Origin of the sequence: Arthrobacter dokdonellae (genome assembly GCF_003268655.1) — a bacterium.
Taxonomy (GTDB): Bacteria; Actinomycetota; Actinomycetes; order Actinomycetales; family Micrococcaceae; genus Specibacter; species Specibacter dokdonellae.
On sequence record NZ_CP029642.1, the window covers coordinates 2,522,598 to 2,536,627 of the forward strand.

General features: G+C 67.0%; 11 protein-coding genes. 6 read left to right on the forward strand and 5 right to left on the reverse strand.

Annotated features, from left to right (window positions below; genetic code table 11):
- Positions 1–59: 59 nt before the first annotated feature.
- The 3 genes from DMB86_RS11235 to glgC are packed head-to-tail and all read right to left on the reverse strand — an operon-like array spanning position 60 to position 4,044.
- Entirely contained in the window at positions 60–1,142 is a 1,083-nt protein-coding gene (locus tag DMB86_RS11235; protein ID WP_227878328.1) for a YeiH family protein, read from the reverse strand.
- Positions 1,136–2,575: an SDR family oxidoreductase gene (locus tag DMB86_RS11240; protein WP_113717894.1), complete on the reverse strand. Its 1,440-nt coding sequence runs from the start codon at positions 2,573–2,575 to the stop codon at positions 1,136–1,138. Before DMB86_RS11240 ends, DMB86_RS11235 begins: the two co-directional genes overlap by 7 nt.
- Positions 2,572–4,044, reverse strand: a complete 1,473-nt coding sequence (glgC, locus tag DMB86_RS11245; protein ID WP_113717895.1) for a glucose-1-phosphate adenylyltransferase — start codon at positions 4,042–4,044, stop codon at positions 2,572–2,574. Before glgC ends, DMB86_RS11240 begins: the two co-directional genes overlap by 4 nt.
- A 104-nt stretch (positions 4,045–4,148) precedes the next feature.
- Here glgC and glgA point away from each other — a divergent pair, with 104 nt between their 5' ends.
- On the forward strand, positions 4,149–5,390 hold the full coding sequence (gene glgA, locus DMB86_RS11250; protein ID WP_113717896.1) for a glycogen synthase: 1,242 nt from the start codon (positions 4,149–4,151) through the stop codon (positions 5,388–5,390).
- Here glgA and DMB86_RS11255 read toward each other — a convergent pair.
- Entirely contained in the window at positions 5,353–7,428 is a 2,076-nt protein-coding gene (locus DMB86_RS11255; protein ID WP_113717897.1) for an acyl-CoA dehydrogenase family protein, read from the reverse strand. The genes glgA and DMB86_RS11255 overlap by 38 nt on opposite strands.
- Positions 7,425–8,144: a TetR/AcrR family transcriptional regulator gene (locus DMB86_RS11260; RefSeq protein ID WP_227878329.1), complete on the reverse strand. Its 720-nt coding sequence runs from the start codon at positions 8,142–8,144 to the stop codon at positions 7,425–7,427. The genes DMB86_RS11255 and DMB86_RS11260 overlap by 4 nt, the downstream gene beginning before the upstream one ends.
- A 64-nt stretch (positions 8,145–8,208) precedes the next feature.
- On the opposite strand from DMB86_RS11260, the gene DMB86_RS11265 reads away from it, so the two are divergent.
- The 5 genes from DMB86_RS11265 to DMB86_RS11285 all read left to right on the forward strand — a co-directional run bounded on the left by DMB86_RS11265 (position 8,209) and on the right by DMB86_RS11285 (position 14,025).
- On the forward strand, positions 8,209–9,570 hold the full coding sequence (locus tag DMB86_RS11265; RefSeq protein ID WP_113717898.1) for an acetyl-CoA C-acetyltransferase: 1,362 nt from the start codon (positions 8,209–8,211) through the stop codon (positions 9,568–9,570).
- A 5-nt stretch (positions 9,571–9,575) separates the two neighbouring features.
- The gene (locus tag DMB86_RS11270; RefSeq protein WP_113719510.1) at positions 9,576–10,937 is read left to right on the forward strand and encodes a 3-oxoacyl-ACP reductase; all 1,362 of its coding nucleotides are present in this window, start codon (positions 9,576–9,578) and stop codon (positions 10,935–10,937) included.
- Between the two features lie 23 nt (positions 10,938–10,960).
- Complete coding sequence (locus tag DMB86_RS11275; RefSeq protein WP_113719511.1) at positions 10,961–11,860, forward strand: MaoC family dehydratase; 900 nt, start codon at positions 10,961–10,963, stop codon at positions 11,858–11,860.
- 166 nt (positions 11,861–12,026) lie between these two features.
- On the forward strand, positions 12,027–12,569 hold the full coding sequence (locus DMB86_RS11280; RefSeq protein ID WP_113717899.1) for a COG4315 family predicted lipoprotein: 543 nt from the start codon (positions 12,027–12,029) through the stop codon (positions 12,567–12,569).
- Positions 12,570–12,645: 76 nt separating this feature from the next.
- Positions 12,646–14,025, forward strand: a complete 1,380-nt coding sequence (locus tag DMB86_RS11285) for an NAD(P)-binding protein (protein ID WP_171814452.1) — start codon at positions 12,646–12,648, stop codon at positions 14,023–14,025.
- Positions 14,026–14,030 lie beyond the last annotated feature (5 nt).

Below are 14,030 nucleotides of genomic sequence, written 5' to 3' on the forward strand. Positions count from 1 at the left end.
AACCACGGGCAGGCGGCATGCCCCTCCCCGCAGGCAAGCCCCGTCCCGCGATCCCGGAACTACGATCCCATAAGGTGGACGGCACCAAAGGCAAGGGCGGCGATGAGCACCCAGGAACAGAGTGCCATCACGGTGGCCCGCGCTCCGGTCTTGAAGAGCTGACGCACGCGCACGGATGCGCCGAGGCCAAAGAGCGCGGCGCCCAGGGCGATGTCCTGGGCCGTGGAGCCCGCCGCGACGACCCCTGACGGCAGCCAGCCGGTGGTGCGCAGGAGGATCATGGCCAAAAATCCGACCACAAAGAGCGGCACCACCGGCGGGAACTTCCCCGGGGCCGCGGGCTCAAGTCGTGGCGCGCCGGCGGGTGACACGGAGGCACGTGCGCTGAGCCCGTGCCGGCGTCGTTCCAGTCCGCCCACCACCGCGACGATGGGCGCCAGCAGCACCACCCGGGTGAGCTTGATGATGATCGCCGCGCCCAGGGCCGCCGGCCCGGCGGTCTGGGCCGTCGCCACCACCTGCCCCACGTCGTGGACACCGGCGCCCACCCACTGGCCAAACCGCAGCGCGTCCAGCCCCAGCGGGTGCATCAGCAGCGGCAGCACGCCGATGGCGAGGGTGCCGCAGAGGGTCACCAGCGCCACCGGCAGCACGGTGTCGGCGTGCCTGGTGCCCTTCACGGCGGCCATGGCGCCGATGGCCGACGCCCCGCAAATGGAAAAGCCCGTGGCAATGAGGAGGGGGAGGTCGCCGTCGAGCCGGAACAATTTTCCGAGCGCATAGGTGCCGGCAAAGCTGAGCAGCACAACGCCCACCACCAGCCCCACCGTCGCCCAGCCGAGCGCGGCGATGTCGCCCAGGCTCAGCTTGAGGCCCAGAAAGACGATGCCCGCACGCATGAGGTGTTTGCCGGCGAAGTTCAGTCCGGCGCGCAGCGGGCCATCGCACAGCCCGGACGTCCCGGGAAGGTTGACGGCCGCAATGCCGAGGACGACGGCGATGGTCATCGCCGGGAGCAGCGGCACCACCGCGTGAACTGCCAGGGCAACGGCGACGGCGGCCACGGCGGTGGCCAGGCCCGGGATGAGGGGGGCGGCCCGGCCGGGCAGCGTGTCAGGGGCCGTCCTGGCCGCGCCTACCAAGGGCTCGGCGTGTAGTCCTTGAGGAAGACGCCGTACTGGTCTTCCCCGGATTCGCCCATGACGATCGGGTCGTAGACGCGCGCGGCACCGTCGACCAGGTCCAGGGGAGCGTGGAAGCCTTCCTCCGCCAGGCGGACCTTGGTGAAGTGCGGGCGTTCGTCGGTGATCCACCCGGTGTCGACGGCGGTCATGAGGATGCCGTCGGCGTCGAGCATTTCCTGGGCACTGGTGCGTGTCAGCATGTTCAGCGCTGCCTTGGCCATGTTGGTGTGCGGGTGGCCGGGGCCCTTGTAGGCGCGGGAGAACTGCCCCTCCATGGCGGAGACGTTGACTATGTACTTCCTGCGCGCTTCGGAGGCCGCCATGGCCGGGCGCAGCCGGGAGACCAGGAGGAAGGGCGCCGTGACGTTGCACAGCTGCACTTCGAGCATTTCCAGCGGGTCAACCTGGTCCACCACCTGCGTCCAGCTGTTGACGGTGGCGACGTCGGGCACCAGGCCCCCGGCGTCGATGGCTGTGCCGGCGGCCATCCGTTCCGGGGAGGCGGACCCCATGGACAGGGCCAGCGCTGCGATCTCGTCGCCGCCCAGCTGCGGATGCGCGGAAATCTGGCTGGCAAGCGCCAGGGGATGCCTGTCGTGCGCGTGTCCGAAAGTCAGCAGCTCGGGCATGGGGGAGTCGTCCGGAAGCGGTTCCAGCTCGGCGTCGACGAGCGGCTTGTAGGCGTTCCCGGAGCGCCGGACGGTCTGGGCGGCATTGTTGATGATGATGTCCAGCGGTCCGGCCTCGTTGAGCGAGTCCGTGAGCGCGACGACCTGTGCGGGATCGCGCAGGTCGATGCCGACGATGCGCAGGCGGTGCAGCCAATCGGCGCTGTCCTCCATTGCGGCGAAGCGGCGGGCGGCGTCCTTGGGAAAACGGGTGGTGATGGTGGTGTGGGCACCGTCGCGCAGCAGGCGAAGGGCGATGTACATGCCGATTTTGGCGCGGCCGCCCGTCAGCAGGGCGCGTTTGCCGGCCAGGTCCGTGCGGGCGTCCCGCTTGGAGTGGTTGAAGGCGGCGCAGTCCGGGCACAGCTGGTGGTAAAACGCGTCAACCTGCGTGTAATGCTGCTTGCAGACATAGCAGGGGCGGGAACGTTGCAGCGTTCCCGCCACTTTCCCGGTGGTGGACGGTTTGAGCTTGTTACCGCGTGTTTCGTCGTCAATCCGGTCCGGGGCCGCGGTGGCAGTCTTTGCCATCACGGCCCGGTCGGCGTCATTGATGGCATCCCGTTTAGCATTCCGGCGGTATCGTTTGACCGCCTTGAACATTTTTCCGGTCGCCCGGCGGACAGTGACGTAATCCGGATCTTCTTCGTCATAAATATGAATATTCTCCAAAACCTTGATGCAATTTTGGATTTCTTCAGGGGTCAGTTCAGCGGCGCTCACTCCACAATTTTAGCCGCTTTCCCGTCGGACGCCGACACGCTGCCCGCGGCCGGGCTCGTGCGCCGGCCGGAGGCCGCGTCCGCTGCGGTGAGCTGGTTGTCCACCACCAGGTCCATGGTCTCCTTCGACAACCGGTGCTCGGCGATGGCCAGTTCCAGGGCCGCCGGCGTCGCCGCGGCGGCCGCCTTGGCCACGGCTATTTCTTCGGCCTCCGGTACCGAAACGATCTGACCCTTTTTCAGGACCGTAATTCCGGACTCGGTGACCGCAAAGCCGCGTGCCCGGTCGAGTTCCGGATCGACGCCGATCGTGGCACCGGCGGGAATGCGCACGGACTTGTCAATGATCGCGCGTTTTACCACGGCGCCCGCTCCCACCACCACGCCGTCCATAAGCACCGAATCCATGACCCGGGCACCGGTGCCTACAAAAACATCGTTGGAGAGGACGGAGTTTTCCACCACGCCGCCGGAAACCACCACGCCGGGGGCAACGATGGAGTCCAGTGCCGCTCCAACGGCATTGTGCTCCCCATGGACAAACTTGGCAGGCGGAGAGGTGGTGTTGCGCGTGTAGATCGGCCATGCCCGGTTGTAGAGATTAAAGATCGGCAGGGGCGAGATGAGGTCCATGTGGGCGTCGTAGTAGGAATCGATGGTCCCCACATCGCGCCAGTAGTTGCGGTCGCGGTCCGTCGCGTCGGGGATGTCGTTGGTCGTGAAGTCGTAGACAAAGGCTTCACCCCGGTCAACAAAGTGGGGGATGATGTCACCGCCCATGTCATTCTTGGTGTCGCTCTTGACTGCATCCTGTTCGAGCGCCTCGACCAGGGCATCCGTGTCGAAGACGTAGTTGCCCATGGAGGCCAGGAACTGGTCAGGGGCATCCGCCAGGCCGGGTGTCGACTCCGGCTTTTCAACGAACGCGGAGATCTTGTGGGCTCCCGTGACGCCCGTTTCGACGGAGTTGTCCACTTCGATGACGCCGAATTGGTTGGCCATGCCCAATGGTTGACGCACAGCGGAAACTGTGGCCCGCGCCCCTGACTTGATGTGGCTCTGGACCATCTGCTCAAAGTCCATGCGGTAGACGTGGTCGGCCCCGACCACCACCACGATGTCCGGTGCGGCATCGACGATCAGGTTCATCGACTGGTAAATGGCGTTTGCGCTGCCCAAGAACCAGCTCTTGCCGCGGCGCTGCTGCGCCGGGACACTGGCCACATAATTGCCCAGCTGCGTTGACATCCGCCACGTCTGCGAAATGTGCTGGTCCATGCTGTGCGACTTATACTGCGTCAGGACCACTATTTTCAAGTATCCGGAATTCACCAAATTGGACAACGCAAAATCGACGAGCCTGAATCCCGCAAAGGGAACTGCAGGCTTGGCACGGTCAGCCGTCAAGGGCATCAAACGCTTGCCCTCGCCGCCCGCCAATACAATCGCCAGAACTTTCTTGACAGCCATGCCCCAACCTCCGACAGCTTGAATGTTGCGATGGAAAACGCCCCGCGAACAGGTACATCTCCTTCACACTAGAACAACCAGTTCAAAGACACTACATTGGGAACGTGCGTATCGATATTGTGACTAAGGAATTTCCCCCGGAAATATATGGCGGTGCCGGCGTTCACGTCGCCGAGCTCAGCCGTGTCCTTGCCGGGCGGGTGGATCTGCGGGTTCACGCCTTCGGCGCCGACCGTCCAGCGGACTTCCACGGCGCCGCGGTGTCCTCCTACGGGAACCTTCCGCAGCTGGGCGTGGCAAACGCCGCACTGCAGACGCTGGGGGTGGATCTGCAGATCGTTCCCGACATAGCAGGGGCCGACCTGGTGCACTCGCACACCTGGTACGCCAACATGGCCGGCCACCTGGCGTCGCTCCTGCATGGCATACCGCATGTGCTCAGCGCGCACAGCCTGGAGCCGCTGCGCCCCTGGAAGGCCGAGCAGCTTGGCGGCGGTTACGCCTTGTCGTCGTGGGTGGAGAAGACGGCATACGAGGCTGCGGCCGCCATCATTGCCGTGTCCGACGGCATGCGGCAGGACATCGTGCGCAGCTATCCCGACGTCGACCCCGACAAGGTCAAGGTGATCCACAACGGCATTGACGTCGCCTCCTGGCAGCGGGACGCGAAGGACGACGTCGTCCGTTCCCTGGGGATCGATCCCTCCCGTCCCAGCGTGGTGTGGGTTGGCCGCGTGACGCGGCAAAAGGGAGTGCCATACCTGTTAAAGGCAGCCGCCGCGCTCCCGCCGGAGGTCCAGCTGGTCCTGTGTGCCGGCGCCGCCGACACACCTGAGCTGGGCGCCGAAGTGAATTCCCTCATTGAAGGGCTCAAAGAACAGCGCGACGGGGTCATCGTCATTGAACGCATGCTGCCGCGCCATGAGCTCATTCAAGTCCTCAGCCATGCCACGGTTTTCGCGTGCCCGTCGATTTACGAACCACTGGGCATCGTGAACCTTGAAGCGATGGCATGTGGTGCGGCCGTCGTGGCCAGTGCGACCGGCGGGATCCCGGAAGTCGTTGCCCACGGTGAGACCGGGCTGCTGGTGCCGTTGGAGCAGGTGACTGACGGGACGGGCACGCCGCTTGACCCCGAAAAGTTCATTGCCGACTTCGCAGCCGCGCTCATCGAAGTTGTCAGCGACCCGGCCCGCGCCCGCACGATGGGGGAGAAGGGCCGCCTCCGAGCCCAGGAAAACTTTTCCTGGGAGTCAATCGTGGAAAAGACCCTGGACGTGTACCGCAGCGTGCTGCCGAATGCGGCGCCTACTTCGCGCGCTGCTTCTTGGCCTTCTGCACCATGACCTTTTCATCCACGGGGGCATCCTTGCTGGCACGCAGCCGGCGGTAGTACTCGCGGGCCTCGTCCTGGCGCTCCCGCTCGATCCCCGTGGCGATCGTGGCCCGCAAGTGCTCGGGTCCATAGCCAAACGCATCCACCAGGTCCATGGCGTGGGGCCGCAGTTTGGTCAGCACGCGGTTGATGTACGGGGCCAGCGTGCGTGCCCGTTGCATTGAGATGCGCCCGTTCATGAGGTACCAGTCCAGATGCTTCTCGATCAGGGTCAGGCCGAACAGGTCGCGCAACGTAGTGAGGACGCGGTGCGTTCCCGGATCCGAAATGCCGCGCAGCGCCTCCGTGAACGCCTCCCACTGCAGCAGTTCGGCATGTGCCCGCGCGGCCTCAATCAATTCGTTCTGATGTTCATTGAAGAGCTCGGCGCCCTTTTCCTTGGACAGCTTGGCCGCTTCCTTCAAGGCCGCGGCGACGTCGGCCACCATGGCCTGGACCCGGCCGGCGAGCATCTCGTGCTGGGTGTCCTCGTCCTTGAGCGCCTTGGCCGACTTGTGCGCAGAACCCGAGTCGGCAACAAACTGCGCCACTTGGCGCAGCCCGGTCTTGTGCCACGTCAGCTCGGCGGCCTGGCCCACCACAAATCGGGCCAGGACACCGAAGTCCAGGTTGCGGAATTCCTTCGAATAGTCGGCCAGCAGCCGCTTCGCCACCAGCTGCAGCAGCACCGTGTTGTCGCCCTCAAACGTTGCGTAGACGTCAAGGTCCGCACGCAGGGACGTGAACCGGTTTTCCACCATGAACCCGGCGCCCCCGCAGGCCTCCCGGCATTCCTGCAACGTGTCCAGTGCGTGCCAGGTGGAGAGCGATTTAAATGCCGCAGCCAGGGTCTCCAGGTCCTGGCGGTCCTCGTCCGTGTCCTGAGCACCGGAGAAGACGCCGTCGAACTTCTGCAGCAGTTCCTCATGGGCAAAAGCTGCCGCGTACGTGGTGGCCAGCCTCGGCAGGAGGCGGCGCTGGTGGCGCTGGTAGTCGAGCAGCACCACTTCCCCGGTGTCGGATGACGCGTTGAACTGGCGCCGCTCCGTTGCGTACTGGATGGCAATCCTCAGTGCCACCTTCGACGCCGCCACGGCCGCGCCGTCGAGCGAGACACGACCCTGCACCAACGTGCCGAGCATGGTGAAGAAGCGCCGTCCGGGGCTCGTGATGGGGGAGGAGTAGGCGCCGTCCGCGGCCACGTCGCCATAGCGGTTAAGCAGGTTGGTGCGCGGAATGCGGACGTTGGAAAAGTGCAGGCGGCCGTTGTCGATCCCGTTGAGGCCGCCCTTGATGTTGTCGTCCACGCCGCCAATGCCGGGCAGGAACTCCTGGGTGGCGGGGTCGCGCAGTTCCACGTAGAAGGCGTGGACGCCGTGGTTGACGCCGCGGGTGATGAGCTGGGCAAACACCACTGCCGCCAGACCGTCCACGGCGGCATTGCCGATGAATTCCTTCCACGCAGCCCGGAACGGGGTGTTGACGACGAACTCCCGGGTTTCCGGATCGTAGGTGGCCGTGGTGGCAATCGAGGCGACGTCCGACCCGTGCCCGATCTCCGTCATCGCGAAGCACCCGGGGATCTCCAGGGACATGATGCCCGGCAGCCACTTGTCCTGGTGTTCCTGCGTCCCCAGGTGGAGGACGGCGCAGCCAAACAGCCCCCACTGCACGCCGGCCTTGATCTGGAGCGACGGGTCAGCCGTCACCAGTTCCTCAAAGCCGGCCACGTTGCCGCCGTGGTTGTCAGTTCCGCCCAGCCGCGACGGGAACGCGCGGTGGACCCCGTTCTGCTCCACCAGCACGCCCAGCTGCTGGAACACACGCTCGCGGTGCTCGGCGTGGGTGAGTCCCTCCACCTTGTGCAGCTCCGGCCTCCCGGCCAGCTCACGCGCCTGGAGGCGGACATCGGCCCACCGGCCCAACAGTGCCTGGCCCAGGACGGCGACATCAACGCCGGCAGCGTGGTCACTGGCAGCCGTCGAGGCAGGGGTCAATACGTCAGTCATGGGGTTCCTTCTGCTTGCAATGGGTGGACAATGCTCCGTGGAGCGGGGGAGACCTGCTGCGCGACGCCGTCAAAAAGCCAGGCGGCAATCTGCTCCGCCATCGCGGCGTGGTCGGGCTTGGCCGCAGACGCGGGCGTCTTCAGCCACAATTCTCCGGCCGTGCGGACCAGGCCGATTGCCGCCGTCGGCCAGTACCCCAACAGCGGCGAGTCGGGATCGCCCAGCAGGTCCCGCAGGGGTTCGGAGATCATGGCGGTGACGGCGTCAAAGAATCCGGTGAGATCGCCCTCCGGGAGGGGCCCGGCGTCGAACGGGGACGTCACAAAGGTGTACACGTTCGGTGACGTCTCCGCCATCTGCAGGTACGCGGCCACCATGTTCACCAGACCCTCGCGGGGTGTCCTGGCGGTCCTTCCGGCGGCAACGATCGTGTCCTGCATCTGTCCGATCACCACCTTCCCCACAGCTTGCCGGAGCCCGGCCTTGTCGCCAAAGTAGCGGTAAAAGACGGACTTCGAGGTGCCGGCGCGGGTGGCGATGTCTTCCATGGAGGCGTCGAAGCCCAAACGGTGGATGGCGCGCCGGGCCGCCTTGATGAGCGCCCGACGGCGTTCCTCGCGGTGCGCTTCCCATCTGGCCGAGCGCCCGTCGACGGGGGCGTCGACGGGGGCCGGGACCGGCGCCGGCACGGCCTGCCGGACTTCCAACGTGTTCACGATACCCAGCGTATCAGGTACGCTGGGTATCAGTAATCCACGCCACAACAAAGGAGACTGCTCCATGAGTTCCCCCACGGCATCAACCACGTCGGCGAGCGCCAACGAAACCGGCAACAAGACCACGCAGGGCATCCGCAAGGCGGTGGTCGTGGGAGGCAACCGCATCCCGTTCGCCAGGTCGGGGGGCGCCTACGCCCATGCCTCCAACCAGGACATGCTCACGGCCGCGCTCGACGGGCTCGTGGCCAGGTTCGGCCTGCAGGACGAGACCATTGGAGAGGTGGCCGCCGGTGCCGTGCTGAAGCACTCCCGAGACTTCAATCTCACGCGCGAGGCCGTGCTGGGCTCCGCCCTGTCGGCCACCACTCCGGCGTACGACCTCCAACAGGCATGCGCCACGGGCATGGAAGCGGCCGTCGGGCTGTCCAACAAGATCAAGCTGGGCCAGATCGACTCAGCCATTGCCGGCGGGGTCGATTCGGCCTCGGATGCCCCCATTGCCGTCAGCGAAGGTCTTCGCTCCATCCTCCTGGACCTCAGCCGGTCCAAGTCCCTGGCCGAGAAAGCCAGGATTGTGGCCCGCATCCGCCCCAAGGACCTCGCCCCGGATGCCCCGTCCACCGGGGAGCCGCGCACCGGGCTCTCCATGGGGGAGCACCAGGCACTGACCACCGCCCAGTGGAACATCACCCGGGAAGCCCAGGACGAGCTGGCGCTTGCCAGCCACAAGAATCTCGCGGCCGCCTACGACCGGCACTTCTTTGACGACCTCGTCACCCCGTACCGCGGCCTGACGAGGGACTCCAACCTTCGCGCCGATTCCTCCATGGAGAAGCTGGCCAAGCTCAAGCCGGTCTTTGGACGGAGCCTGGGGGACGCAGCGACCATGACGGCGGGCAACTCAACCCCGCTCACCGACGGCGCATCGACCGTGCTGCTCGCCTCCGAGGAATGGGCCCAGGCCCACGAACTGCCCATGCTCGCCAACGTTGTTGACGGCGAGGCCGGCGCCGTCGACTTTGTGCACGGCAGGGACGGGCTCCTCATGGCCCCCGCGTTTGCCGTGCCACGCCTGCTGGCACGCAACGGACTGACGCTGGAGGACATCGACTATTTTGAAATCCACGAAGCCTTCGCCGGCACCGTCTTGAGCACGCTGGCAGCCTGGGAAGACGAGGAATTCGGCAGGACACGGCTCGGCCTCGGCGGCGCCTTTGGCACGGTGGACCGCAGCAAGCTCAACACCAACGGCTCGTCGCTCGCCGCGGGCCACCCCTTCGCTGCCACCGGCGGCAGGCTGATCGCCACACTGGCCAAGATGCTCAGCGAACGCGGGCAGGTCGATGGGCGGCCCGCCCGCGGTCTGATCTCGGTCTGCGCCGCCGGCGGCCAGGGTGTCGCCGCCCTGCTGGAAGCCAGGTGACCGCCATGGCCGCACAGCGCCAGGTGCGCGCGGACAAGTACACCGAATTCGTCTCCGGCGGCCTCGGCCGTGACGTGGCAAAGCGGCTGGGGCTGCCCCAGCCCGCCATCCTGCGCCGCTACACGCCCGGCGCCCCGCTGGTCTTGGGCCCCATCCTGGTGGTGGGCCACACGGAGGGGTCCGACGCCGTTGCCGACGTTCTCCTGTCCTGGGGCCAGGACGTGCGCCGCCACGCCACACCCAAGGAGAAGCTCGGCGCGATCGTGCTGGTGCTGGACGGGCTGGCCCACCCGGACCAGCTCTCCGCACCTCTGCGCGAAGTGGGCGGCGCGCTGCGCGACCTCCACCGCAACGGCCGGGTCGTGAGCATATCCCGCCGCGCCCAGCCCGAGGACGCGCCGGAGGCTGCCGCCGCACGCAACGCCGTCGACGGCATCGTGCGCTCCCTGGCAAAAGAGCTGCGTGCGGGTGCCACGGCCAACGGCGTGGTGCTCAGCAGCGGGACGTCCGCGGCCGCACCCAGCGCCCTCTCGGCGCTGCGGTTCTTCCTCTCTGCCCGCTCCGCGTTCGTGGACGGGCAGTTCCTGACCGCCTCTTCGGCCGGGAGCCCGGCCGCGCCGGACTGGGAGAATCCCCTGGCGGGAAGGGTCGCGGTCGTCACGGGCGCCGCCCAGGGCATCGGTGCCTCAATCGCCCGGACGCTGGCCCGGGACGGCGCCAAGGTGGTCGCGGTGGACGTGCCTGCCGCGGGAGACCGCCTGGCCGCCGTCGCGAATGAAATCCACGGCACGGCGCTCCAGCTGGACATCACGGCCACCGAGGCCGGCGCCCGCATCCTCGACCACGCCGCGCAGCGCCACGGCCGGCTGGACATTGTGGTGCACAACGCCGGAATCACGCGGGACAAGCTGTTGGCCAACATGGACGCCGCACGCTGGGACTCCGTGATCGCGGTCAACATCGCCGCCCAGCTGCGCATGAACCAGGCATTTCTGGCCAGCAGCCATTTTTCCGACAACCCCCGGATCATCAGTGTGTCATCGACCAGCGGCATTGCCGGCAACCGCGGCCAGACCAACTATGCGGCGTCCAAGGCCGGCGTGATCGGCATGGTCCGCTCCACCGCGCCGTTGCTCGAGGAAAGGGGCGGCACGGTCAACGCCGTGGCGCCCGGATTCATTGAAACCGCCATGACCGCGAAAATCCCGTTCGCGACCCGCGAGGTTGCCCGCAGGCTCAACAGCCTGCAGCAGGCTGGCGCACCGGAGGACGTGGCGGAGGCCATCGCCTACTTCGCGTCGGAGGCCTCGGCCGGAGTGACGGCCAACATTCTGCGTGTCTGCGGACAGAACCTGGTGGGGCAGTGACCGTGGACAACGTGCTGACGGAAATGCCGTCGTTGTCCAAGCTGTACATCAACGCCGCGGCCACTGCGGCCATGCAGCGGCTGGTCCGCTCCGACCCCGTGGTGGGGCTGCCCACCCGTGCCGTGGAGGTCCGCGGCGTCACGGCGGACCTGGCCAAGGTCACCGCGTTCCACCACCTGGTGGGCCATCCGGCCCGCGACGTGCTGCCGTCCGGCTACATCCATGCACTGGCCTTCCCCGTCGCCATGAGCGTCATGGTGCGGGAGGACTTCCCGCTGCCCCTGCTCGGCATGATCCACCTGCGCAACCAGGTGGATCACTACGCGCCCGTGACCTATACGGATGTGCTGACCATCAGGTCCTGGGCCAGGAACCTTGCCGGGCACCGGGCCGGCACGCAGGTCCAGCTCGTGGTGGAGGTCCGCAACAACGAGGGCACCGCGCTGCTGTGGCGTGGGGTCTCCACCTATTTGGCCAAGGGGATCTACCTGCCCGGCCTGGACAAGCCCACCCCGCGGGCTCCCGGATCGTCCCGTGAGGTGTTCTCCCCGCCGCAGCCCACCGCGCAATGGAGGCTCGGGGTCGACACCGGGCGCGCCTACGCCGCGGTGTCCGGCGACTTCAACCCCATCCACCTGAGCGTCCTTTCCGCCAAGGCGCTGGCTCTGCGGCGCTCCATTGCCCATGGGATGTATGCGGCGTCACGGGTCGTCTCGGACATCGGTTCGCCCAAGCCCGACGCGTTCAGCTGGGACATCACCTTCGAGGCGCCGATCTTCCTGCCCGCCACGGTTTCCCTTCATATTGCGGACACCCTGACGGACGACGGCGGCTGGCTGGGGAGCGAGTTTACCGCCTGGAACGCGCGCACCGCCAGGGTGCATTTCCGGGGCTGCGTCACAGCCGGCACCGCGCAGGCCTGAGAGGCCTGAGGGCTGAGTCCTGACCCGCCAGCTTCGACTGCTGGCGGGTCCGCTGCGTTGAGCGACGCGGAGATGCGGCTCCCCGCTGAACCCGGGGCGGCGCCACACCGTTCAAGGGTTGCGGCACGTAAAAGCCGCAACGCCTCAACGAACGGAGTCCAACGTCATGAATCGGCCACTAGGGAAGCTGGCAGTTGCGGCCGCGGGGGCGCTGCTCCTGGCTGGCTGCGCCGGCGGGGGAACCGCACCCGGGCAGGCGCCAAGCAGCGGCGCCGTCGCAAGCCAGGGCAGCACAACACAGGGCGGTGCCGTGTTGAAGACCGGGCAGACGCCCTTCGGGACTGTCGTTGTGAACGGGCAGGGGATGACGGCCTATGTCTTTGACAAGGACACCGCCAATTCGGGCACCAGCGCGTGCACGGGCGCCTGCGTTTCATTCTGGCCGCCCATCAAGACCGCCACGAATACGCCCCAGGTTTCCGGTGTCACAGGGAAAGTTGGCGCCATCATGCTGCCCGGCGGAACCAAACAGGTTACGCTGAACGGCCTGCCTTTGTACACCTACGCGGCCGACTCCAAGGCGGGCGATGCCACCGGGCAGGGAAGTCATGGCTTTGGCGCGGGGTGGTGGGTGGTGCAGCCGGACGGCACCAAGCTGACCTCCGCCCCGGCTGCCACGCCCAGCCCGTATTCCGGGCAGGGCTACTGACAATACTGCGCCGCATGGCTTGCCCCTGGGCCGAAGTGGTCCGTGTTCACATGCAGCAGCTTTCAGTGGAGCCACTGTGAAAGTCACCGACTATCTCGTCATTGGGGCGGGTGCGAGCGGCCTTGCCTTTGCGGACACGGTACTCAGCGAGTCAGACGCCGAGGTCGTGCTCGTGGATCGGCGCTCGGAGGTCGGCGGCCACTGGCGCGACGCCTATCCCTTTGTGCGCCTCCACACGCCGTCGGCGTACTACGGTGTCGACTCGCTGCCACTCGGGCGGAACCGGCTCATCACCTCCGGCCGCAACGTCGGATTTTACGAACAGGCCAACGGTGCCGAAGTCGGCGCGTACTTCGAGGCCGTACGGGTCCAGCGGCTGGAGTCATCCGGACGCGCCCTGTTCCTCGGACGTCGGGAGTTCCTGGACCACCAGGCCGGGATCGCCCGCGTCCGCAACGCTGCGACCGGCCGGGTCGACAAGATTGGGGTGCGCCGCGGAGTCGTCGACGCCCGGTACCAGGAGGCCTCGATACCCGCCACGCACACGCCGTCATATGCCGTCGACCCGGAAGCGGCGTTCGCGCCCATCGGGATGCTGCCCGAGCGGGTCGGCGACTACCGCGAGTTCATGGTTATCGGCGCGGGCAAGACCGCAGCCGACGCATGCCTGTGGCTGCTGGACGCCGGTACCGACCCCGACCGGATCCTCTGGGTGAGGCCGCGCGAGATGTGGTCCACCGATCGAGCGGGAATGCAGCCTCTCGAGCAGGTCGCCTCCATCATGAACGGCCTGGCTGACGACGCCGAGGCGGGCGCCCATGCCCGGAACCTCGTCGACCTTTGCCATCGGCTGGAGGATGCCGGCAGGTTCATGCGGCTCGACACCAGGGTTGAGCCCACGATGTACCGGGGCACCATGTTGAGCCGCCCGGAACTGGTGGCGCTGCGCCGGATCGGAAACGTGATCCGGCTCGGGCACGTCAAGGCCGTTGGTGCGGGCCACCTGTTGCTTGGCGGTGGCGTAGTGGCCATCCCACCGCACACCTTGGCGGTCGACTGCTCGGCACGGGGGCTGGCCGCCTCCCCGCCGGTGCCGATCTTCGCCCGCGGCAGCATCCGGCTCCAGCAGGTACGGCATAATTCGCCGACATTCAACGCTGCACTCCTCGGATTCATAGAGGCCCACCGGGACGACGTCGCAGAAAAGAACCGTTTGGCTCCGCCAAACCCCTATGCCAGTACGCCCCGCGACATGGCCAGGATGTTCGCCCGCACCTGGGCCACCGAGCGGTCGTGGCGGCACGAACCCGACATCCTCCGCTGGGTCGCGCACAGCCGCCTGAACCTGCTGCGCGGGCTCGAAGAGCGGACGGGTGACGTCGCGGCGACCGCGGCCAGCGCCCGCTTTGTGGCCAACGTGGCCGCGGCCATCGTCCGACTGCCGCAGCTTGCCTGAGCTTG